We start from the raw sequence: 21,831 nt of genomic DNA, 5'->3' as shown, positions 1-21,831 counted from the left end.
GGTTGGGCGGCGCCGCCGCCGGATTTCAGCGGTCGAGGGCCGGCGACGCACCGGACGGCGCCGCGGCCCGGTGGTCGGTGGCGCCGTCGCACCGCACCACCAGGGCGGCGATGTCGTCGTCGAGCGCGCCCTCGCTGAAGCTCAGGAGCTGCTGGTGCAGCAGGGCGAGCAGGTGCGGCGGGGACACCGCGGTCTGCTGGGCGATCCACTCGGGCAGCGGGAAGAACCGGCCGTCGCGGTCACGGGTCTCGGTGACGCCGTCGGTGTAGAACAGCAGCCGGTCGCCGGGGGCGAGCGCGACGGTGTCGAGGGTGTACTCCCCGCCGATCAGCGCGGCCATGTTCAGCGGCGGGGACGGCGCCGACGGGTCGAGCACGCGGGTGCGGCCCCCGCCCGGGCTCCCGGAGCCGCCGGCGCCGCTGCCGCCACTGCCCCCGCTCAGCAACAACGGTGACGGATGGCCGCAGTTGAGCAGCGTGACCTCGCGCCGGGCCGGCCGGACCTCGGCGAAGATCGCGGTGGCGAACCCCTCGCCCGCGTCCGGCGAGGTGCTGGTGTCGTTGTAGCGGTTGACGCTCTTCTCCAGCCGGCGGGCGAGCCGGGCCAGGTCGGGTTCGTCGTAGGCGGCCTCGCGGAAGCCGTTGGCGATGGCGCTGGCCACCCCGACCGCCGACAGGCCCTTGCCGCGCACGTCGCCGAGCAGGACCCGTACGCCGTGCGGGCTGTCGACGGCCGCGAAGAAGTCCCCGCCGATCCGGGCCTCCTCGGCGGCGGCCAGGTACAGCGTCTCGATGCCGACGCCGCCGAGCAGGCGCGGCACCGGCCGCAGCACCACGGCCTGGGCCGCGTCGGCGACCGAGCGGACCTGGGTCAGCGTGCGCTCCCGCTGCAACCGCACATGGGCGGCGTACGCGGCGGCGGCGGTGACGGCGGCGAGCGCGACCGCGGTGAAGGCGGTCGCGGGCTCGTCGAAGGCGAGTTGGATGGCGAACATCGCGGCCAGCGTCAGCACGCCGAGCAGCACGGTGGCGGTGACCGACCACATCGACGCGGCCAGCGCGGGCGCGGCGGGCAGCAGCCGGCTCACCGCGAAGTCCTTCGGCGTGGCCACCGCGAGCGCCCCGATGACGACGGTCAGCAGCAGCGGCGACCACTGGGCGAGGCCGCGCCGCCGGCTGCCGGGCGCCCGGGAGCGGCGGCTTCGGTGAGGGATCGTCACGTAGGCGAGCGTATCGCCATGTTCGTCCTTTCCTACGGTAGTACGGCGCCGGACGGTCGGTGGTGCCGCCCGGCCCCGTGGCACGCCGCGCCCGTGCCGCGCCGTACCGCCGGGTCGGCGCGGTCCCGGCGCGGCCGGCTGGGATGCTGGCGGCCGGACCGCCCGCGACGGGGCGGCGGGAGAGGAAGGCGGTGCGGCCCGTGCGGGCTGTGGTGTTCGAGGAGTTCGGGCGGCTCGCCGAGGTCCGGGAGGTGGCCGACCCCGAACCGCCGCCGGGCGGTGCGGTGGTGCGCGTGGCGGCGACGGGGCTGTGCCGCAGCGACTGGCACGCGTGGCAGGGCCACGACGACTCGGTGACGCTGCCGCACGTGCCGGGCCACGAGTTCGCCGGCGAGGTGGTCGCGGTCGGCGCCGGGGTGCGGGGCGTGCGCGCGGGGGCGCGGGTGACGGCGCCGTTCGTCCACGCGTGCGGCCGGTGCGCGGCCTGCGCGCGCGGCGACCAGCAGGTGTGCGAGCGGCAGGAGCAGCCCGGCTTCACCTACTGGGGCTCGTACGCGGACCTGGTGGTGGTGCGGCGCGCCGAGGTGAACCTCGTGGAGTTGCCGGAGGGGTTGCCGTACACCACCGCGGCGGCGCTCGGCTGCCGGTTCGCGACCGCGTACCGGGCGGTGGTGGCGCAGGGCCGGGTGCGGCAGGGCGAGTGGGTGGCCGTGCACGGCTGCGGCGGGTTGGGGCTGTCCGCGGTGATGGTCGCGGTGGCGGGCGGGGCCCGGGTGGTGGCGGTCGACCCGTCGCCGGAGGCGCTGTGGCTGGCCGGGTCGATCGGTGCGGCGGTGTGCCTGGCGCCCGAGCCGACCGCGGACGCCACCGCCGCCGCGGTCCGGGAGGTGACCGGCGGCGGCGCGCACGTGTCGCTGGACGCGCTCGGTTCCGCGGTGACGTGTGCCGCCTCGGTGGCCGGGCTGCGGGCCCGCGGCCGCCATGTGCAGGTGGGACTGCTGGCGGCGGGCGCCGTCGAGGTGCCGATGGGCCGGGTGCTCGCCTTGGAGCTGGAGTTGCTGGGCAGCCACGGGATGGCCGCGCACGCCTACCCGGAGCTGCTGCGGCAGGTGTCGGCGGGGGTGCTGCGGCCCGACCTGCTGGTCCGCTCGCAGATCGGTCTGCCGGAGGCGCCCGGGGCGCTGGCGGCGATGAGCGACGGGTCGCCCACGGGCATGACGGTGATCCTCCCCGAGGGAACCGGCGACGGCGCCACCGGCTGAACCCGGACCGGCGCCGCGGGCCCGATTCCCTTGCCCCGCACGGCGTGCCGGTACCGTACGATCCCCCGCATGGGTGACGTGATCAAGGGCGTACGGCTGCTCGTCGACGGCCAGCGCTGGGTGCTGCGGCACCGCCGTGACTGGCGGTTCGGCATGATCCCGGCGCTGATCACGCTGGTCGGATACGTCGTCGCGCTGGTCGCGCTCGTGCTGTGGGCCGGGGACCTGGTGGACTGGGCGACGCCGTTCGCCGACCACTGGGCGTCGCCGTGGTCCGGCGCGTTCCGCGGTGTGCTGACCGCGATGCTCTTCGGGGGCGGCCTGCTGCTGTCGGTGATCTCCTTCACCGCGGTGACGCTGCTGGTCGGCGACCCCTTCTACGAGGCGCTGTCGGCGCGCGTGGAGCGGAGCGAGGGCGACTGCCCCGAAGCCCCCGAGCGGCCGCTGTGGCGCGAGGTGTGGGTCGCCGTGCGCGACGGTGTCCGGGTGCTGCTGTGGGCGGTGGCCTTCGGGGTCGTGCTGTTCGCGGCCGGGTTCATCCCGGTGGCCGGGCAGACGGCGGTGCCCGCGGTCGGTTTCTGCGTGTCCGGCTTCTTCCTCGCCCTGGAGCTGTGCACGGTGGCGTGCGAGCGGCGCGATGTCGATCTCACCGCGCGCACGCGCCTGCTGCGGCGCCGTCTGCCGCTGGTGCTCGGCTTCGGGGTGCCGCTGGCGGTGGTCTTCCTGGTGCCGTTCGTCGCGGTGGTCCTGATGCCCGGCGCGGTGGCGGGCGCGACGCTCCTGGTCCGCGAACTCCTCCCGCCGCCCCCGCGCCCCGACCCCGAGCCGCACCCGGAGCCCGAACCCGGCCGGCTCGGCACCGCGCCCCCGCACGAGCCCTGGCCGCACCCGACCGAGCGGTCCGGCGGCGCGGGCGGAAGTGCCGGCGGAGGTGCGGGGGCGTAACCCGCCCGAAGGGCACGCGCCGCACGCGGTCCGGTGCCGGCCAAGACCGTCAACAGGGGCCGCCCGGCAGGAGTGTTGACGCCTGGCAGGGCGTTCCCGCTGATCGCCGTGCCGCCGGGCACAGCGGCCGGGCTCGCGGCGGCGCTACGTCACCCGCTGGAGCGCGACCATCGCGATGTCGTCGCCGAGCCCGGACGCGGAGTACCGCAGCAGGTCGGCGCGGATGTCCTCCAGCAGCGCCTCGGGGGTGTCGCGGGTCCAGTCGGCCAGGCGGTCCGCGAGCGGGTAGAAGGCGCCGCCGGCGTCGCGGGCCTCGATGACGCCGTCGGTGTAGAGCAGCAGGATGTCGCCGAGCGCCAGGTCGTGGGTGTCGATGTGCTGGTCGGGCCGGGCCAGGTCGCCGAGCCCGAGCGGCAGGTCGGGCAACTCGGGGAAGAGCTGGTGCACGGTGTCGCTGCGGATGAGCAGCGGCGGCGGGTGCCCGCAGTTCGCGATCCGCACGCCGGAGCCGTCCGCGGCGATGTCGACGACGACCGCGGTGACGAACCGCTCCAGGTAGTCGGACTCGCCGGGCACGTGCGGCCGGGTGTCCGGTGCGCACAGGTCGGCGTCGTCCTCCAGGTCGATCAGGTCGGCGCGCAGCCCCCGGTCGAGGAAGCCGGGCAGCGCCGGCAGCGAGACGCGGGCGCGTACCGACCGGCGGAACGCGCTCAGCAGCAGGCCCGCGACCTCGACGGCGGCCAGGCCCTTGCCCTGCACGTCGCCGACGAGCACCCGGGTGCCGCCGCGGTCGCTCACCCCTGCCGCGTACAGGTCGCCGCCGATCGCCGCCTCCTCGTCGGCGGCGAGGTACATCGAGGAGATCGTCACCGGGCCGAGCCGGTCCGGCAGCGGGCGCAGCACGGCCCGCTGGCTGACCTCCGCGACCTTTCTGGCCTGGGCCAGCTGGTGCTCGCGGCGCTGGCGGGTCCGGGCGGCGAGCACGGAGGCGACGCCGACCAGGACGGCGGTCACCATCACCACCGGGAAGTTGGTGGGGTCGAGAGCGCCGTTGTCCGCGGCGGCCCAGGTGATCGCGCCGAGAGTGAGGGTGGCGAGCACCAGCACCGCGATCGGGCCGAGGAACACCGCGGAGAGCGCCGGCACGGCGACCATCAGGCCGCCGATGCGGATGGAGCGGCCACCGGCGAGGTCGACGCCGAGCAGGAGGGCCAGCGCAGCCAGCGCGAGGGCGAGGCGGATCGGTGGGGACCGGAAGGCCCGCCCACCGACCGGCTGCCTGCCGGCGCCGCTCGACTCCATGTCACCAACCTAACTCCGGGGCCCGCACACTTCTCGTCCGAGCAGCGTCGATACGGCCTTCCCGTTCCTCCGGGAAACGGTTCCGAGCCGTCTCCGGCCGTCGCTCGGGCCCGCCCCGGCCCCCTCCCGGGCACCGCCCTGACCGTTCAGGGGCGCCAATGTCACCGGGCGGTGAGGACCAGGAGGGCCTGGTCGTCGTCCGTGGGGACGCCGGCGGTGTGCTGGGTGACAGCGCTGATCACACTGCCGAGGACCTCGTGCGCGGCGACCGGCCGGCCTCGGGCCAGCGCGCGGGTGATGCCGGCCTCGCCGAACTGCCGCCCGGTCGAGTCGCGGGACTCGGTGATGCCGTCGGTGCTCAGCACCAGGGACTCGCCGGTGTGCAGCCGCAACGTGGCCGCCTCGGGCACGGCCTCGGCGAACGCGCCGAGCAGCATCCCCTCGCTGCTGACGGTCGCGGGCAGGCGGCCGGGCCGGTGGTGCACCGGCATGAGGTGCCCGGCCCTGACCAGGTCGATGTCGAGCCGGTCGCCGCGCGGCAGCAGATGGCCGTAGACGAGGGTGACGAAGTCGCCGCCGGTGCCGGGGACCCGTTCGAGCAGCGCGGTGTTGATCGCGCCGGCCACGGCCACGGGGTCGGCGAGCAGCGGGGCGACGGCGCGCGCGGTGTGCCGGACGAGCGCGGTGATGGTGGCGGCCGGCGCGCCGCGCCCGCACACGTCGCCGATCATGAAGGCCCAGCGGTCGCCGGGCAGCGGGAACACGTCGTAGAAGTCGCCGCCGATGTCGAGGCCCTCGCCGGCCGGACGGTAGTACGCCGCCAGTTCGCCGCCGGGCAGTTCGGGCATGTCGGACAGCAGCAGGCCGGCCTGGAGGTCGTGCGCGAGCCGGGCCCGGTCGTGGTACTGGCGGGCGTTGCGGGCGACGGTGGAGGCGCGGTGGGCCAGTTCCTCGGCGAGGGCGACCCGGCGCCAGTCGAGCGGGTGGTCGCCGGTGGTGAGCAGGGTCAGGGTGCCGTAGCCGCTGCCGCGCTCGCGCAGCGGGATGCGTACGTGGCCGGTGACGTCGAGCGCGTCCCAGGGGCCGGGGGTGTCGGGGGCGCCGCGGGCGATCCTGGTGGTGTCGGGGGCGCCGGGCAGGTCGGCGCCGTCGACGTACGCGGCGAGCACTTGCTGCTGGCGCGGCTCCTGGGCGTGCGCGGCGACCCTGCGCATCCGCCCGTCGGAGACCGCGTCGATCACGCACACCGGGGCGAGGTCGGGCACGCACAGCCGGGCGAGGTGCTGGAGGGTCTGTTCGTAGTCCAGGTCGCGGCCGAGCGCGGTGCCGGCCTCCAGCAGGAACGCCAGGTCCTCCCGGGCGGCCTTCTCCTTGGCCTCGGCGACGGCTCTGGCCTCCTCGGCGCGGTGGCGCTCGACGGCGAGGGCGGCGATCCGGGCGAAGGCGGCACTGAGCGCGCGGTCGGATGCCCGCGGGGCGCGCGGGGCGCGGTGGTACATCGCGAAGGTGCCCAGCAGCTGGCCGCCGGCGGAGATGATCGGGGTGGACCAGCACGCGGCGAGCCCGGCGCGGGCGGCCAGCTCGCGGTAGCCCTCCCAGGAGGGGTCGGTGGCGATCTCGGTGACGACGACGGGCCGGCGCCGGTGCGCGGCGGTGCCGCACGAGCCCATGCCCTCCCCGGTGGCGAGGCCGTCGATCGCCTCGTTGTAGAAGTCGGGCAGGCTGGGCGCGGCGCCGTGCCGCAGGTGCAGGCCGTCGGGGTCGGCGAGCAGCACGGAGGCGATCACCCCGGGCGACAGCTCCTCGATGACCCGGGTCATGCCCTCCAGGACCTCGCGCACCGGCGCGTGCCGGGCGATCTGCTCCAGCAGCGCGCGCTGCTCGGCGGCGAGCGCCTGGGCGTGCTTGACCGGGGTGATGTCGACGCCGAGCAGCCGCACCCCGCGGACCTGGCCGGAGCTCGCGTGGCGGGGCTCGACGGTGAGGTCGAAGTACGCCTCGTGGCGGTGGCCGCCGACGTCGAGACGGAGCAGGATGTCCTGGCCGGAGTAGGGGCGGCCGGTGCGGTAGACCTCGTCCAGGAGCGCGGTCAGGGCCTGGTCGGCGAGCTCGGGCACGCTGTCGGCGAGCGGGCGGCCGAGGGCGCCTGCGTCGGTGCCGAGCACGTCGTGGAAGGCGGGGTTGGCGCCCCGCAGGGTGTGGTCGGGGCCGTCGAACTGTGCGAACACGGCGGTGGAGCGGCCGAACGGGCTGTCCGGCTCGGGGTCGCCGCCGTCCAGGGCGCCGTGAGCGGTCATCGTCCTCGGCTCCCCTCGCTGAGGTGCACACGCTGGAACCACACGCTGCACTTCACTGTCCCATAGTTGGCGAATGATGGTAAATGCCAGGTTTGTGCATGGCGGTGAAATTCGGCGGCACCGGCCGGGCCGGTGCTGTTACCGTCGAGGCATGAAGGTCACGCCACTCACTACCTCCGCGACCGCGCGAGCGACCAGCTCGCCGGTTGCCGCCGCCTGACCTCACCCCACTCCCCCGGCGACCGGAAACGGTCCGCCGGGTGCGCGTGGCTCGCGCTCCTTCTTCCTCGCAGCCCTCCGGCGGCCGCTTTCCGCTCGCCCGCCCCGGAAAGGCTCCCGCCATGGACAGCGAGCAGACCGTCCGCACCTTCCTCGACTTCTTCCGCGACCGCGGCCACCATGTGCTGCCCGGTGCCTCGCTGGTGCGGCCGCCCGGCGACCCGGTGCTGTTCACCACCTCGGGCATGCACCCGCTCACCCCGTATCTCACCGGCCGCCCGCACCCGGCCGGGGTGCGCCTCGCCGACGTGCAGCGCTGCCTGCGCACCACCGACCTGGACGAGGTCGGCGACGCCACCCACCTGACCGCCTTCCAGATGCTCGGCTCCTGGTCCCTGGGCGACTACGACAGCGCCCGCAGCATCGCCTGGGCCCACGAGTTGCTGGTCGACGGCTACGGCATCCCGCCCGCCCGGCTGCACGCCACCGTCTTCGGCGGCGACACCGGCCACCCCGGCGACGGGTTCGGACCCGACACGGGGGCCGAGCGCGCCTGGGGGGAGCTGGGTGTGCCGGTGGAGCGGCTCGGCCCGGACAACTGGTGGACCAACGGCCCTACCGGCCCGTGCGGTCCCGACTCGGAGATCTTCGTCTGGACCGGCGACGGCGAACCGGCCGGCACCCCCGGCACCGATCCGCGCTGGGTGGAGGTCTGGAACCACGTCTCGATGCGCTGGCAGCGCCAGGGCGACGGCACCCTGTGTCCGTTGCCGCGTGGCAGCGTGGACACCGGCATGGGCCTGGAGCGGCTAGTGACGATCCTGCAGGGCAAGCCGTCGGTCTACGACTCGGACGTCTTCGACGCCTGGCGCGAGGTGCTGCCCGGACTGTGGGCCGGCGACCTGGCCACGCACCGGATCGTCGCCGACCACCTGCGCTCGGCCGCCGTGCTGGTGGCCGACGGGGTACGGCCGGCCGCCACCGGGCACGGGTACGTCCTGCGGCGGCTGGTCCGCCGGGTGCTGACGCTGCTGTGGCGCGACGACCCGGACCGTACCCTCGGCGACCTGCCGCCGGAGCCGGTCGAGGTCGCGCTGCGCCACTTCGGCCTGCGCCCGCAGGGTACGCGGCAGAGCCCGCAGCACCGCCCCGGGGTGCGCGAGGTGCTGCTCGGCGAGGAGCGGCGGTTCGCCTCCCAGCTGGAGCGGGGCCGGCGGGTGCTGTCCCAGCGCCGCTTCGCCGGGCCGCTCGGCGAGGACGACTACGCCTACCTGCACGACACGCACGGGCTGCCCCGCGACCTGGTCACGGCCCTGCGCGCCGAGCCCGGTCGGTAGGCGGGGCGAGCCGCCAGGCGGCCGGGCTCGGCACGCAGAACGTCACCGGCGGCCGGCCCCCGAACGTAAGGCGCCCCCGCCGCGGGTGTTCCGCTGCGGGGGCGCCTTACGCCTGTATGGGTCAGGCGGAGGGCCGTACAGATGAGCGCGGGTGGCTCACTGGAGGGTCTTGACCGTGCCGGACTCGGTGATGACGACCTTCGCGCTGGGGGTGCCGCTGCGCGAGCCCTTGCCCTCGATCTGCTTGACCAGGTCCTGGCCCTCGACGACCTCGCCGAACACGACGTGCTTGCCGTCCAGCCACGACGTCACCACGGTGGTGACGAAGAACTGCGAGCCGTTGCTGTTCGGGCCCGCGTTGGCCATGGACAGCAGAAACGGGCGGTCGTGGCGGAGCTGGAAGTTCTCGTCCTCGAACTTGTTGCCGTAGATGCTCTTGCCGCCGCGGCCGTCACCGCTGGTGAAGTCGCCGCCCTGGAGCATGAACTCCGGGATGACACGGTGGAAGGCGGAGCCCGCGTATCCGAAGCCCTGCTCGCCGGTGGCCAGCTCACGGAAGTTGCGGGCGGTCTTCGGCACGACGTCGTCGAACAGGCGGAAGACGATCCGCCCGGCGGGCGCACCGTCGATGGAGATGTCGAAGTAGACGTTGTCCTTGTTGTCCATGGGCTCCATCCTGACATCTCCGCCGCCCGCCCCGGCACAGGGGGCGGCCCGGGCGCCCGCTTTCCGTCCCCTTTCGGACGATCACGTCCGGTCTCCCGTCGATGGCGGGACCTGTCGCCGTGCCACAAGGTGGAGCGGAACGGTCCTCCCAGGAGCGGGTGAGGAGAGCTGATGGCGGTCACGGCCCACAGCGGCGGGCGATCGAAGAACCTCGTGCTGGCCGCGATGATCTTCGCCGTGGCGATGACCTTCATCGACCAGACGATCGTGTCGATCGCCGTCCCGGAGATCCAGAACGAGCTGAAGCTGTCCAGCACCGGTGTGCAGTGGGCGGTCAACGCCTACCTGCTGTCGCTGGCCGCGTTCTTCGCCTACGGCGGGCGGCTCGCCGACACCCTCGGGCACCGGCGGGTGGTGGTGATGGGTGTGCTGATCTTCGCCACCTCGTCGCTGCTGTGCGGGCTCACCCCGAAGGGCGCCGTGGCGCAGACCTGGATCGTGGCGTTCCGGGCGGTGCAGGGCTTCGGCGGCGCGCTGATGTTCCCGGCGGCGCTGGGCATCGTGGTGCAGACGTTCGCGCTGCGCGAGCGCGGGAAGGCGCTGGCACTGTTCTTCGGCATCGCGGGCGGGCTGACGGCAATCGGCCCGATCCTCGGCGGCTGGCTGACCGAGTGGACCTGGCGGTCCATCTTCTGGGTGAACATCCCGGTCGCGGTGATCGCGCTGGTGCTGATCTCGCGGTCGAAGCCGGTCACCGAGCACCGTCCCGCCCCGATGGACTACCGCGGGCTGGCGCTGATCGTGACCGGTATCGGGCTGAGCGTCTTCGGCTTCCAGCAGTCCCAGATCTGGCACTGGTCCAATCCGGGCATCTGGGTGTGCATCGTGGTCGGCGTGGCGCTGCTGGTGGTCTTCCACCGGCTGGAGCTGCGCACCTCCTCCCCGCTGATCCAGGTACGGATCTTCGCCAACCGGGCCTTCGCGGTGGAGAACCTGGTGCTCGGCATCGCGATGCTGGTGTTCATCCCGTACTTCTTCTTCGCCAGCGAGTACGCGCAGATCTCGCTCGGCAAGTCCGCGTCCGGCGCCGGGCTGTACCTGCTCTACTTCTTCATCGGCTTCGTGATCGCCTCGCAGTTCGGCGGGCGGATGCTGGACCGCGGCGGCGCCAAGCGCCCGGTGGTGCTGGGCTGCGCACTGTGCGCGGTGGGCTTCTACCTGCTCGCGGGCAAGGTCACCGACCTCGATTTCGGCGACCAGGAGTGGTACATCGTGATCGCCGGCGCCGGGATGGGCCTCATGCTCACCCCGGCGAGCACCGACGCGGTGAACCGGGCCTCCCGGCTGTCCTACGGGGAGGCCACCGGCATCACCCAGACCGTGCGGAACTACTCCGCGAGCCTGGGCCTGGCGGTGCTCGGCACGATCTCGGTGGCCCGCTTCGAGTCCCATCTGCGCTCCTCGCTGGTGGGCCAGGGGGTGCCCGCCGCGCAGGCGGGTTCCGAGGCGCACCACCTCTCCCAGGCCCACCGCTCCACCCAGGGCAACTCGACCATCCCGCACTTCGTCCGCCTCGACTTCGCGTACTCCACCAGGACGGTCTTCTACGTGATGGCCGGGATCATGGCCGCGGCGGCGCTCGCGGCGTGGCTGGGGCTGCAGCGCGGCGTCCAGGAGGTCGACGAGGGTGAGGCCGCCGGTACGACCCCGGGCAGCGGGGGCTCGGGCGGCGGGGGCTCGGGCGACGGGTCCTCGGGCGGTACGGCGCAGGGGCCGCGCGAGCCGGGTGCCGAGAAGGACGGGCCGGGGTCGCCGTGAGCGGAGGAGCCGGCGGGCGGGCGCCCTGCCGCGGTCAGCGGGTGCCGTCGCCCGCGGTGCGCCCCGGTTCCCACACCGCGCAGTCGTGCGCGAACAGCACCCGGCGCGGGTCGAAGTCGGCGAGCCGGGCCAGCCAGGGGCGATAGGGCAACGGCGCTTCCACACCGTCGAGTTCAGCCTGCCGGGCCAGGTGGTCGGCGGTGAAGTCCGTGGCGAAGTCGTGTGCCTGCCCGGCCAGGATCACGGTGCCGTCGCGGCGCTGGACCACGAGGGACTGGTGCCCCTCGGTGTGGCCGGGGGTCGGCACGATCCGCACCCCGGGCCAGACCTCGGCCTCGCCGGTGAACTCCTCATAGCGGACGCCGGGGAAGTCGACCAGCTCGCCGAAGGTGTAGCCCTCCTGGCGGGCGGCGGCCAGCTCCGTCCGCTGCACGAGGACCGGGGTGCCGCCCAGCAGCCGGTTGCCGCCGCAGTGGTCGAAGTGCAGGTGGCAGTTGGCGACCAGCGCGATGTCCGCGAGGCGGACCCCCGCGTCCGCGAGCGCGTCCGCCAACTCCCGCCGCCGGGGCCGGTAGTGGGCCTCGGTCTCGGGGTCGGCGGCACCGATGCCGGTGTCGAACAGCAGCAGCCCGGCCTCGTGCCGGACCAGGTACGCGAGCACGGGTTCGACCCGCGGCTGCGTGCCGCCGGTCTCGACGGCGGGCCGGACGATGTAGCCGAGGTCGAGGCGGCGGACCGCCGTGTCGTCGCTCATCGGACCATGATGCCGCGCGCCGCCGGCGCACCCGGGCCCGTCCGCGAGCAGCGAACACGGCGTGCCGGATGCCACCTGCCGGGTGCCGCGTCATGCGTACCGCGTGCCGCGCGCCACGTACCGGATGTCCAGGGCCGCGCATCGCGGACGTCGGCGGGCTGTCCTGTTCGCGGCATGGATTGGCGGGTCGCAGGCAGCAGGACGGCAGGGGGGCGGTCTACCGTCGGGGTATGCCGATGAACGCAGCGCACCGGAGACTGTGCAGTTCGCGGAAGTGGGCGCGGACCACCGAGGAGCAGATCCTGCCCTGGGCCCTGGAGGACGTCGAGTTGGGCACCGACGTGCTGGAGCTGGGGCCCGGTTACGGGGCCAACCTGCGGGTGCTGGTGGAGCGCGTGCCCCGCCTGACGGCGGTCGAGATCGACGACTCCACCGCGCGGCTGCTGGAGCGGGACTACGGCGGGCGGGCGCGGATCGTGCACGCCGACGCGTCGGAGATGCCGCTGCCGGACCGGGCGTTCTCGGCGGTGGTCTGCTTCACGATGCTGCACCACGTGCCGACCCCGGCGCTCCAGGACCGGATCTTCGCCGAGGCCCTCCGGGTGCTGCGGCCCGGCGGGGTGTTCGCCGGCAGCGACAGCCAACCCGGCCTGCGCTTCCGGCTGTTGCACATCGGCGACACCATGAACACGCTGGTCCCCGACCGGCTGCCGGCCCGGCTCGGCGCCGCCGGGTTCACCGACGTGGAGGTGCGGCAGGACGCCCGCGGCAGCCGGGTCCGCTTCCGCGCCCGCCGTCCGGGAGGACCCGCTTGACGCCGACCAGGCATCGGTAGCGCTCGCGCGCGGCGAAGTCGGCCGCGCTCCACACGGCGGGCAGCCCGACCTCAGCGCAGAGGTGGAGGACCCGGCCGTCATCGGTCCCCACGCCGAGGTGGGCGCCGTACGCGTCGTCCACGGCGTTGAAGAGGAGCAGGTCGAGGGGGCGGGCGACCGGGACCCGCACGGTGGCCCGTACATCGTCCCACAGCTCGGCGGAGCGCAGCGCGGGCGGGGCGAGGCCGACGTGGCCGAGCACCGCGTAGGCGAACACCTGGCAGTTGGCGCCCCCGGCGAGGCCGGGCCGGTCGGCCACGGCCGCCGACCCCGGGAAGCGGGCGCCGACGTAGGGGACGCGCCAGAAGGCGGCCGGCAGCCGGGACAGCAGCGGTTCCACGGCGGGTCACCGCCTCGCGCGTGCCGGACCCCGAAGGGGCCGCCACGCGACCGGTTTCAGGACAGGGACGTGCGCAGCGCGGTGACGCGCTGGACCGCCGCGTCGAAGTCGGCGGCCGGGAGCTGGCCGCCGGTGTAGGCGTCGGCGAGGGCCTGCGCGGCGGCGTCGCCCTGGGAGGTGGCGCGCGCCGAGCACAGCAGCAGGTCCATGCCGGCGCCGGCCGCGAGGACGGCGCGCTGCGCGGTGCTGTACGAGGAGCTGATCGCGCCGGCCTCCAGGGCGTCGGTGACCGTCACGCCGGTGTAGCCGAGCCGGCCGCGCAGTTCCTGCTGCACGACGGTGGCGGACAGTCCGGCCGGCGCGGACGCGTCGAGCGCGGGGTAGACGGCCCAGGAGACCATGACCAGTCGGACGCCCGCGGCGATCGCCGCCTGGTAGGGGGCCTCGTCGACGCTCCGCAGCTTCGACAGGCTCTGGGTGAGCGTGACCGGGCCCGCGTCGGTGTCCTGCGAGGCGGTGGCGGCACCGAGGCCGGGGAAGTGCTTGGCGGTGGCGGCGACCCCGGTGCCCTGCTGGGCGGTGATGAACGCCTGGCCGAGGCTGGAGACGGTGCTCGGGTCGTTGCTGAAGGAGCGCTGGTACTCGTCGATGAAGTTGCCCGCCGTGTAGTACACGTCGAGCACGGGGGCGAGGTTGACGTTCATCCCGACACCGCCGAGGTTCTGGCCGGCGCCGGTGCCGGCCTGGGCGGCGGCGGTCTGCGGCTGCGCCGCCTCGCCGACCTGCTTCTCCGACAGCGTGGGCGCGCCGGGCAGCCGGCGCACCTCGCCGCCTTCCTGGTCGGTCATCAGCAGCAGCGGCGCCCGCACCGGACTGGACGCGTTGGCCTGCACCAACTGCTTGATCACCGAGGTGATCTGGCTCTCGCTGGAGATGTTCTCGCCGAAGAAGATGACACCGGCCGCCTCGCCCGCGCTGATCGTCGTCAGCAGCGCGGAGGGCACGGTGAGCCCGGGGTAGGAGTAGATGACCCGCTGGCCCGCGGTCTGGCGGGCGGTCAGCGCGGCGGAGCCGGTACGGGGCCGCTCGGCGGCCGAGGCGCGCGCGGCGGTGACGGAGGCCGCGACGGCGCCCGCGGCGGTCAGGACCGTACGGCGGCGGACGGGCCGGCTGCGTGGTGCGTCCATGGGGGGCCTCTTCCCGTGCGTGAAGGGGTGGACGTTGTCGCGTGGACGTTATTGCCGCGTCCATGACACGTCTCGGACCGTACGCCCCGCCCACCACGCCGTGGAAGGGGCGCCGTCCACCGCCAATGGCCTACGCCACAGGCGCCGGTCCGGAGCTGCGGCGACGCCCGCGGCCGGGGCGAAACCTTCACCGCGCCACCGCGGCCGCCGGAGCCGCGCCCTCGGTGGGCCCGGCCGCCGAATGGCACTGGATCGGTACGGGTCCCGGTCGGCCGAAGCGGTCAGCCGAGCCCCGGGTCCGCCATGAGCACCACGCGGCCGACCTCGGGGTCGAACCCGAGCACCGGGTTCGCGCGGTCGCCCTCGGCCGTCATGACCACCGGCTTGCCCAGCCTGCGGCCCACGGCGGCGATGGACGCGCACAGGACGTCCACGCCTTCCTGGCCCCGCAGTTCGCGAAGGTCGACGTCGAAGTCGATGTCCTCGGCCGACATCGGGCGGAAGACCACCAGCACCTCCGGGACCGGCCGGACCCGCAGATCGACGGTCTCCGCATCGGCGGGCCGCGACAGCACCTCGGCGGCGGACGGCAGCGGCCCGACCACGCCACCTGCGGAGCACTCCCACGCCCATCCGCTCGACCGGACCAGGTCGAACACCGCCTGCCAGTCCCCGTCCGAGGCGCCTGCCACGCTCACATCCGGCAGAGCCCCCATCAGGTCGGGGTCGAAGAAGTTCCTGACGTCGTCCCACAGCAGGTCCGGCATCCCGTCATACTGCCCGCCCGCGCCACCCGGCCGCAGCCCGATTCCCTTGACGCACCTTCTGGAGACACCCCGCCCTGCCACAGCGCCCCCACCCTCCCGCGGCACGCGCCTGCGGCGACGCGCCGGGCGCCGACGGCTCGTCAAACAGGAAGATTTGCGCTCATTACCGGTGTCCGGCCGCCCCGACTTCCGCATGATTGGCCGTGGACCGACAATCTTTGCGTGCGCCGGGCCATAATGTGCCCGGGTTCGCCCGCTGCGGCGGGCTCCGGTTCCTGCTGCGCGGCAGCTCGTCAACTCGGCGACGGCCGAGGGTGGTTCGGAGCCGCACACCCCGCATGGCGCACCACCGCACCGTTCCCGTACGACAGGCCGCGACGGCCGGGACGGCCGGGCCGCCCCGGTCCGGCGCGCCGGCGGCAGGACCGGCCGGAGGACCCATGGCCCAGTTCTTCACCCGCCCACGTCGCCCACGTCATCGCCCAAGCCGCCTGCGGCTCCCGGCCCGGGCGCCGGCCGTACTCGTGGCGACCGCCGTCTGCGCCACACTGCTGGCCGCCGGCGGCACACCGGCGAGCGCCGCACCCGACCGCCCGGCGACCGGTTCCCGGTCGTCGTGGCTGCCGACCACCCCCGACCAGTGGCCGCTGGTGGTCGACGAGAAGACGACCACGCCGCGCACCCTGACCCACGGCGTCAGCAACTACTCCGACACACTGCAGACCGTGGGCGGGGCGCAGCGCGCGCAGGTCCTCGACGTGTCGCTGACCGACCGGAACGTGAAGCTCGGCGTCGTGGAGTCGCACGACCGCCTCACCGACCCGGCCGACGAGGTGCCCTCCTCGATGGCGCACCGCACCGGCGCGGTCGCGGGGATCAACGGCGACTTCTTCGAGATCAACGCCAGCGGGCGGCCCGAGGGCATGGTGGTGCGCGACGGGCGGCTGCTGAAGAGCCCCGAGCCGAGCCGGCCCGCGGACTTCGTGGTGCACCGCGACGGGACCATCGGCATCGGCACCGAGACGTACACCGGCACCCTGACGGACGTGACGAACGCGGCGAGCACCCCACTGACCGGCGTCAACGCGGTGGACGACCTCGGCGCGGGCGCGCTGCTGCGGGTCACCGCCGACCTGGGGCCGACCTCCGTCGCGGCGGCCACGGTGGTCGCGGGGCACCTGGGCGCCGACGGGACCACGCTGACCGTGGACTCGGTGCGCACCGGCGTCACCGACCTGCCGCAACTGGCCGACGGCCAGGAGGACCTGGTCGGCTCGGCCGCGTACGGCGACTGGCTGACCGCACACGTGCACGCCGGCGACCAGGCCTCCACCACCGACCACCTGGGGCCGGACAGCGACGTCGTCCAGGCGCTCAGCGGCGGCGCGATCCTGGTCAAGGACGGGCAGCGGGCGGTGCCGCTGCAGGGCGGCGGCGACAACAACGTCGACAACCCGGTGACCGCGGTCGGCGTGACCAAGGACGGCAGGCACGCGGTCTTCGCGGCCTTCGACGGCCACCAGGCCGAGGGCGTCGCGCAGGGGCTGACCCGGCCGCAGCTGGCGGGCTGGATGCTGGAGCACGGCGCGTACGACGCGATCCTGTTCGACGGCGGCGGCTCGACCCAGATGGTGGGCCGGCTGCCCGGGCAGACCCAGGCGTCGGTGCTCAACACGCCGTCGGACGGGCACGAACGGCCGGTCGCCAACGGCCTGTTCCTCTACAGCCGGCAGACGGCGCCCGGCGCCGCGACCCGCGCGGTGGCGAACGACGGCAAGCCGCTGACCGCGCTGGCCGGCACCTCGGTCGACGTGCCGGCCTACGCCCTGGACCGGGCGGACAACCCGGCGGCGGACCCGGTCACGCTGAGCGTCAGCCCGCCGGGGCTCGCCACGGTGCACGGCACCACACTGGCCTTCTCCGGCCGGCCCGGCCACGGCACCCTGCGCATCCGGTCCGGCCACGCGTCCTCCACCGTCCCGCTGTCGGTGGTGACCGGGGTGCGCACGCTCACCGCCACCCCCTCGCAGGCCGACCTCGGCAACGGCGCGACCCAGGCGCTTTCGGTGACCGCGACCGCGACCGGCGGCGCCACGGTCAGCCTGCCGCCGTCCGCGGTGAAGTGGTCCGTGGACAAGCCGGAGTTGGGCACCGTCGGCGCCGACGGCACGTTCACCGCCGCGGCCACCGGCACCGGCATGGTCACGGTGACGGCCGCCGCCGGCGGCGCCAAGGCCACCGTGTCGCTGGCCGTCGGGTCCACCACGGTCCCGGTGGACCCGCTGACCGACCTGTCGAAGTGGTCGGTGACCAGCGACTACATGAACGTCTACCCGCGCAAGGTGGCCAGTCCGGGCCCGCACTCCACCACCAACGGCAACATCGCCCTGGACTCCGGCAGCACGGCCAGATCCGGGGACGCCGGCTCGATGGACGTGCACTACACCTACCCGAACCAGACCGGCACCTACGACCTGAGCGTCTACCTCAACGACCCGGACAGCGAGCAGATCCCGCTGCTGGGCGGCGACCAGGCGCCGATCGGGCTCGGCGTGTGGGTGAAGGGCAACGCCGACCTCGCCTCGCGGCCGGGCGACGGGCTCGCGCCGGGCATCGTGACCCTCAACGTCGGCATCTGGCAGGCCAGCAACCAGCCGACCAGCTTCTACCCGACCGGCATCACCTTCGACGGCTGGCAGTACGTCGTCGCGAAACTGCCGGCGGGCCTGCAGTACCCGCTGCGGATCAACTACCTGGGCCTGGTGACCATCAAGCCGGGCCCCGACCTCACCGGCGACATCCACCTCGCGGACCTGGAGGCGCTGTACTCGCCGCGCCCGCCCCAGCCCGCGACGTACACCGCGATCCCGAAGAACCCGTCCTGGCTCCGGTTCACCGACGCGTCCTCCTTCCGACCCGGCGGCACCACCGTCGCCGCGTTCGACGACGCGCACACCACGGCGGCCACGCCGGGCGCGACCGGCACGGTGGCCCTGAAGTCGCTGCCCGGGGTGTTCGGCGCGCTGCCGCCCGCCGCCCGCCCGCAGCAGGTGCAGGCGCTCGGCGACATGTCCGACAACGGGACGACCGGCGACCTGACGAACCTGCGCACCCTGATGGACGGCCTCGGCGTGCCGTACCGGGACGCGGTCGGCAACCACGAGATCACCCAGGGCGCCGACCCGGAGAACGGCGACTTCACCAGCGTCTTCGGGCCGACGCACTACGCGTACGACGCGGGCGCGGCGCGGATGATCGTGACCGACAGCGGGCACATCGGCATCACCGCGTCGGACGCCTTCCAGGTGCCGGACGAGGGCGAGTCGCAGTACCTGTGGCTGGCCGGGCAGCTCAGCGCGAACACCAGGAAGGTCGCGGTCGTGATCACCCACACGCCCGCGTACGACCCGCACCCGCGCGCGGACAGCCAGTTCACCGACCGGTGGGAGGCGCGGATGTACGAGGCGCTGGTGCAGCGGTACCAGCGCACCCATCCCGGGGTGCACGTGCTCATGATGTTCGGGCACGCGCGCGGCTTCGCCGAGGACCTGCGCGAGCCGGACGGCACCGACGCGCCCGGCGGCATCCCGAACTTCGTGGTCGCCGACCTGGGCACGCCGCCGTACGCCACCCCCGACCAGGGCGGGTTCTTCAACTACGGCCTGTTCCACATCCTGCCCGACGGCACCGTGCAGTTCGCGGTGCAGCCGCTGCTCGCCTCGGTCGCGGTGAGCGCGCCCGCGCCGTCGCTGGCGCGCGGCGGGAAGGAGCGGTTGACGGCGACCGGCACGTCCATCGCGGGCGACGACCTGACGGCACTTCAGGTGCCGGTGCAGGACCCGGTCTCCCGCCGCTGGACCAGCTCCGACCCGCGCGTCGCGACCGTCGACGCGGCCACCGGCGAGGTGACCGGACGGGCTCCGGGTACGGCGCGGATCAGCGTCACGGCAGGCGGGGTGACCGGGACGGCGACGGTCACCGTGCCGGCCGGGTGAGCTGACGGATCGGGCGGTCCCAACCGGTCCGGCCGAGCCGGGGGGCAGCACGAGGGCCCGTCCCGCACTCCTCCCCCGCCCGGGAGGGCGCGGGGCGGGCCCCGAGCCGTCGTCAGGACCGGCGCGGGTCCGAGGGCGCGGCGACCTCGGGGGCGACGCACCGGCGCGGTCGCCGCGGCACCGTCACTTCGGCTCGGGCCGGGGTGAGTTGGGCGGGCCGACCGAGCCGCGCGGCTGGGCGACCGGCGGCAGCACCCGGCGCCGGCTGCGCCGGCCCGAGGTGATCGCCTTGACCGTGCGCTCCACCACCAGGTCCACCAGGAGTTCCACCGGCCACCGGTAGGTGGACAGCGGCGGTGTCAGCAGGCGGGACAGCGGATGGTCGTCGTAGCCGACCACCGAGACGTCGCCGGGCACCTCCCTGCCCAGCTCGCGGGCGCCCGCGTACACGCCGTACGCCATCGAGTCGGCCATGCACAGGAACGCGGTCGGCGGGTCCTGCCCGGTGAGCACCGCGCGGGCGATCGCGGCGGCGCCGTCCAGGTCGTGCGGCGAGCGGTGCAGCGTGACGTGCAGGCCGAGCCGGCGGGCCACCTGCTCGGCGACCGTCTCGGCGGGGCGGTCCGGCGTGGTCATGCCGCCGGGCGTCATGACCGCGATCCTGCGGTGGCCGGCGGCGGCCAGGCCGTGCAGCGCGTCGGTGATCCCGGCCTCGTTGTCGAAGACGACCTCGGCGTGGGCCGCGCCGCCCGGCAGCCCGTCGCCGATGGAGATCAGCACGGTCCGCTCGGCGACCGCGGCCCAGTGCGCGGCGGCGGGGTCCACCGGCAGCACGATGAGCGCGTCCACCCGCTGGTCGGCGAGTTGGGAGGCGAGGGTGGTCTCCAGGACCGGGTCGTTGGAGGCGTCCACGATCAGCGCGTGCCGGCCGTCGCCGAGCAGCCGCCGGCCGAGCGCGGCGGCCGTGGCCTGCTGCCACACGTCGGTGAGGGAGCGGCAGAGCACGCCGATGTAGCCGGTGCGGCCGGAGGCGAGGGCGCGGGCGATGGGGTCGGCCTGGTAGCCGAGCCGTTCGGCCGCCTCGCGCACCCGCTGCTGTGTCTCCGGGGGCACCTGCATCCCGCGCAGCGCGTAGGACACCGTGGCGGTGGAGAGCCCGGTCTCCTCGGCGAGATCGCGCTGGGTGACCCTCGCTGGTCGTTGCGGCACGGGGACAGTGTAGGGGGCGCACTTGACGGCGGCCGGGATTAAGCGCTTCACTGAAGCGCTTAACTGAAGCGCATCAGTACACGTGAGGAGGGTATGTCCGACTACGGTCACATCACCGACGGCACCACCGCCCCCGCTGTCCCCACCGATGTCCACCAGCACCTGTGGCCCGCCGCTCTCCTCGAGCGGTTGCGCGCCCGCACCCGGCCGCCGCGTCTCGACGGCTGGACCCTGCATCTGGCCGGTGAGCCGCCCTACGAGGTGCGGCCCGAGGACCACGACCCGGCGCTGCGCGCACGCCTCGACCCGGATCTGCGCCGCATCGCCGTATCCCTGTCCAGCCCGCTGGGCATCGAACTGCTGCCGCCCGACGAGGCGGCGCCGCTGCTGGACGCCTGGCACGCGGGCGTGCTCGCGCTGCCGGCACCGTTCGAGGGCTGGGCGTCGGCCCAACTGACCTCGCCGGAACCGGAGTCGCTGGCCCCGCTCCTGAACTCCGGTGCGGCGCACCGCGGTCTGGTCGGCCTCCAGGTCCCGGCGGTCGCGATGGCCACCCCGCAGGCGCTGGAGCGGCTGGCGCCGGTGCTCGCGGTGGCCGAGGCGGCGGGCAGACCCGTGCTGGTCCACCCGGGGCCGCAGCCGCCGTCGGCCGAGCGGTTGCCCGCCTGGTGGCCGGCCGTGGTCGGCTACACCGGCCAGCTCCAGGCGGCGTGGTGGGCCTGGCAGACCGCCGGGCGCGCGCTGCTGCCGCGGCTGCGGATCTGCTTCGCCGCGGCGGCCGGGCTCGCCCCGGTCCACCACGAGCGGGCGGCCATGCGCGGCGGCGGGCCGTTGCGGCTCGACCCGGGCGTGTTCGTGGACACCTCCTCCTACGGCCGGCAGGCGCTGGACGCCGTGGTGCGCGTGCTGGGCATCGACGCCCTCGTGCTGGGCAGCGACCGCCCGTACGCGACCCCGACCGACCCCCATCTGGGCGCGGCGGCGCGGTTCGCCGTCCGCGTCGGCAATCCGCTCCACCTACTCGAAGGGATCAGCCCGTGACCGCTCCGCCGTCGTCCCTGCCGTCGCCCGAGGACCACGACACCGCTCCGGTGCAGCGCGCCGAGCCCTGGCTCGGCGTGCCGTCCTCCCTCAGCCTCGACGCGCTGCCCGGACGCGACCTGGACAAGCGCGAACTGCTCGAACTCGCCTGCTCCGTCGCCGCGGACCCCTCGCTCTGGCGGCGCCACGTGCTCTTCGCCGACGACCGACGCCACTACGTCTCGCTGCACCGCGACGCCCACGTGGACGTCTGGGTGCTGTGCTGGACGCCGAGCAACGACACCGGCTGGCACGACCACGACATATCCTCCGGCGCGGTCGCCGTGACCCAGGGCACCCTGGTCGAGCACAACCTCGCGGTGGGCATGCCGAGCCTGGCCACCCCCGTCCCGGCCGGCCAGGTCTACTGCTTCGGCCCGGACCACATCCACCGCCTCACCGGCCGGGACGCCGGAAGCGTGTCGATCCACGCGTACTCGCCGCCGCTGTGGCGGATGGGCCAGTACGCCGTCAGCCGCACCGGAATCCTGCGGCGCACGTCGGTGTCGTACGCGGACGAACTGCGCCCGCTGGACGACATCGTCTGACGGAAGGCGGG

General features: G+C 74.6%; 17 protein-coding genes. 8 read left to right on the top strand and 9 right to left on the bottom strand.

Features of this window, described 5'->3' with window-relative positions; translation table 11 throughout:
- Positions 1-25: 25 nt before the first annotated feature.
- Complete coding sequence (locus OG370_RS40385) at positions 26-1,219, bottom strand: PP2C family protein-serine/threonine phosphatase (protein ID WP_328473361.1); 1,194 nt, start codon at positions 1,217-1,219, stop codon at positions 26-28.
- 200 nt (positions 1,220-1,419) lie between these two features.
- Here OG370_RS40385 and OG370_RS40380 point away from each other — a divergent pair, with 200 nt between their 5' ends.
- The gene (locus OG370_RS40380; RefSeq protein ID WP_328473359.1) at positions 1,420-2,481 is read left to right on the top strand and encodes a zinc-dependent alcohol dehydrogenase family protein; all 1,062 of its coding nucleotides are present in this window, start codon (positions 1,420-1,422) and stop codon (positions 2,479-2,481) included.
- A 69-nt stretch (positions 2,482-2,550) separates the two neighbouring features.
- Complete coding sequence (locus OG370_RS40375; RefSeq protein WP_328473357.1) at positions 2,551-3,426, top strand: EI24 domain-containing protein; 876 nt, start codon at positions 2,551-2,553, stop codon at positions 3,424-3,426.
- A gap of 144 nt (positions 3,427-3,570) precedes the next feature.
- Here the strand turns inward: OG370_RS40375 and OG370_RS40370 are convergent, their stop codons facing one another.
- On the bottom strand, positions 3,571-4,728 hold the full coding sequence (locus tag OG370_RS40370) for a PP2C family protein-serine/threonine phosphatase (RefSeq protein ID WP_328473355.1): 1,158 nt from the start codon (positions 4,726-4,728) through the stop codon (positions 3,571-3,573).
- Between the two features lie 161 nt (positions 4,729-4,889).
- A complete protein-coding gene (locus tag OG370_RS40365; protein WP_328473353.1) occupies positions 4,890-7,025 on the bottom strand; it encodes a SpoIIE family protein phosphatase in 2,136 nt (711 codons plus the stop codon).
- Positions 7,026-7,366: 341 nt separating this feature from the next.
- Here OG370_RS40365 and OG370_RS40360 point away from each other — a divergent pair, with 341 nt between their 5' ends.
- Positions 7,367-8,581: an alanine--tRNA ligase-related protein gene (locus OG370_RS40360; RefSeq protein WP_328473351.1), complete on the top strand. Its 1,215-nt coding sequence runs from the start codon at positions 7,367-7,369 to the stop codon at positions 8,579-8,581.
- A 156-nt stretch (positions 8,582-8,737) separates the two neighbouring features.
- On the opposite strand, the gene OG370_RS40355 is transcribed toward OG370_RS40360, so the two are convergent.
- Positions 8,738-9,247: a peptidylprolyl isomerase gene (locus OG370_RS40355; RefSeq protein WP_328473349.1), complete on the bottom strand. Its 510-nt coding sequence runs from the start codon at positions 9,245-9,247 to the stop codon at positions 8,738-8,740.
- A gap of 171 nt (positions 9,248-9,418) precedes the next feature.
- Here OG370_RS40355 and OG370_RS40350 point away from each other — a divergent pair, with 171 nt between their 5' ends.
- Complete coding sequence (locus OG370_RS40350; protein ID WP_328473347.1) at positions 9,419-11,065, top strand: MFS transporter; 1,647 nt, start codon at positions 9,419-9,421, stop codon at positions 11,063-11,065.
- A gap of 34 nt (positions 11,066-11,099) precedes the next feature.
- Here OG370_RS40350 and OG370_RS40345 read toward each other — a convergent pair whose 3' ends face one another.
- Entirely contained in the window at positions 11,100-11,819 is a 720-nt protein-coding gene (locus OG370_RS40345) for an N-acyl homoserine lactonase family protein (protein WP_328473345.1), read from the bottom strand.
- Between the two features lie 230 nt (positions 11,820-12,049).
- On the opposite strand from OG370_RS40345, the gene OG370_RS40340 reads away from it, so the two are divergent.
- Positions 12,050-12,634 carry a class I SAM-dependent methyltransferase gene (locus OG370_RS40340; protein ID WP_328473343.1) on the top strand — a complete coding sequence of 195 codons (585 nt, stop codon included), beginning with the start codon at positions 12,050-12,052 and terminating at the stop codon, positions 12,632-12,634.
- Here OG370_RS40340 and OG370_RS40335 read toward each other — a convergent pair.
- The 3 genes from OG370_RS40335 to OG370_RS40325 all read right to left on the bottom strand — a co-directional run bounded on the left by OG370_RS40335 (position 12,555) and on the right by OG370_RS40325 (position 14,988).
- On the bottom strand, positions 12,555-13,034 hold the full coding sequence (locus tag OG370_RS40335) for a hydrolase (RefSeq protein ID WP_328473341.1): 480 nt from the start codon (positions 13,032-13,034) through the stop codon (positions 12,555-12,557). The genes OG370_RS40340 and OG370_RS40335 overlap by 80 nt on opposite strands.
- Before the next feature lie 56 nt (positions 13,035-13,090).
- Positions 13,091-14,221 carry a glycoside hydrolase family 3 N-terminal domain-containing protein gene (locus tag OG370_RS40330; protein ID WP_328473339.1) on the bottom strand — a complete coding sequence of 377 codons (1,131 nt, stop codon included), beginning with the start codon at positions 14,219-14,221 and terminating at the stop codon, positions 13,091-13,093.
- A 281-nt stretch (positions 14,222-14,502) separates the two neighbouring features.
- The gene (locus OG370_RS40325; RefSeq protein ID WP_328473337.1) at positions 14,503-14,988 is read right to left on the bottom strand and encodes a hypothetical protein; all 486 of its coding nucleotides are present in this window, start codon (positions 14,986-14,988) and stop codon (positions 14,503-14,505) included.
- Positions 14,989-15,512: 524 nt separating this feature from the next.
- Here OG370_RS40325 and OG370_RS40320 point away from each other — a divergent pair.
- Positions 15,513-18,983: a phosphodiester glycosidase family protein gene (locus tag OG370_RS40320; protein ID WP_328473335.1), complete on the top strand. Its 3,471-nt coding sequence runs from the start codon at positions 15,513-15,515 to the stop codon at positions 18,981-18,983.
- Positions 18,984-19,166: 183 nt separating this feature from the next.
- Here OG370_RS40320 and OG370_RS40315 read toward each other — a convergent pair whose 3' ends face one another.
- Positions 19,167-20,192, bottom strand: coding sequence for a LacI family DNA-binding transcriptional regulator (locus tag OG370_RS40315; protein WP_328473333.1), 1,026 nt, complete (start codon positions 20,190-20,192; stop codon positions 19,167-19,169).
- Positions 20,193-20,285: 93 nt separating this feature from the next.
- On the opposite strand from OG370_RS40315, the gene OG370_RS40310 reads away from it, so the two are divergent.
- Both OG370_RS40310 and OG370_RS40305 read left to right on the top strand, forming a co-directional pair.
- The gene (locus OG370_RS40310) at positions 20,286-21,233 is read left to right on the top strand and encodes an amidohydrolase family protein (protein WP_328473331.1); all 948 of its coding nucleotides are present in this window, start codon (positions 20,286-20,288) and stop codon (positions 21,231-21,233) included.
- A complete protein-coding gene (locus tag OG370_RS40305) occupies positions 21,230-21,820 on the top strand; it encodes a cysteine dioxygenase (RefSeq protein ID WP_328473329.1) in 591 nt (196 codons plus the stop codon). Before OG370_RS40310 ends, OG370_RS40305 begins: the two co-directional genes overlap by 4 nt.
- Positions 21,821-21,831 lie beyond the last annotated feature (11 nt).

The sequence above is a fragment of the Streptomyces sp. NBC_00448 genome (assembly GCF_036014115.1).
In the GTDB taxonomy this organism is placed as follows: Bacteria; Actinomycetota; Actinomycetes; order Streptomycetales; family Streptomycetaceae; genus Actinacidiphila.
Note: the sequence above shows the minus strand (reverse complement) of the source record. Positions and strands in the feature narration are given on the sequence as shown.

What these genes read in the sequence shown, in the direction of transcription:
- OG370_RS40375 (WP_328473357.1), top strand. Translation starts at nt 2,551, where the DNA reads ATGGGTGACGTGATCAAGGGCGTACGGCTGCTCGTCGACGGCCAGCGC.
- OG370_RS40370 (WP_328473355.1), bottom strand. Translation starts at nt 4,728, where the DNA reads ATGGAGTCGAGCGGCGCCGGCAGGCAGCCGGTCGGTGGGCGGGCCTTC.
- OG370_RS40365 (WP_328473353.1), bottom strand. Translation starts at nt 7,025, where the DNA reads ATGACCGCTCACGGCGCCCTGGACGGCGGCGACCCCGAGCCGGACAGC.
- OG370_RS40360 (WP_328473351.1), top strand. Translation starts at nt 7,367, where the DNA reads ATGGACAGCGAGCAGACCGTCCGCACCTTCCTCGACTTCTTCCGCGAC.
- OG370_RS40355 (WP_328473349.1), bottom strand. Translation starts at nt 9,247, where the DNA reads ATGGACAACAAGGACAACGTCTACTTCGACATCTCCATCGACGGTGCG.
- OG370_RS40350 (WP_328473347.1), top strand. Translation starts at nt 9,419, where the DNA reads ATGGCGGTCACGGCCCACAGCGGCGGGCGATCGAAGAACCTCGTGCTG.
- OG370_RS40345 (WP_328473345.1), bottom strand. Translation starts at nt 11,819, where the DNA reads ATGAGCGACGACACGGCGGTCCGCCGCCTCGACCTCGGCTACATCGTC.
- OG370_RS40340 (WP_328473343.1), top strand. Translation starts at nt 12,050, where the DNA reads ATGCCGATGAACGCAGCGCACCGGAGACTGTGCAGTTCGCGGAAGTGG.
- OG370_RS40330 (WP_328473339.1), bottom strand. Translation starts at nt 14,221, where the DNA reads ATGGACGCACCACGCAGCCGGCCCGTCCGCCGCCGTACGGTCCTGACC.
- OG370_RS40325 (WP_328473337.1), bottom strand. Translation starts at nt 14,988, where the DNA reads ATGCCGGACCTGCTGTGGGACGACGTCAGGAACTTCTTCGACCCCGAC.
- OG370_RS40310 (WP_328473331.1), top strand. Translation starts at nt 20,286, where the DNA reads ATGTCCGACTACGGTCACATCACCGACGGCACCACCGCCCCCGCTGTC.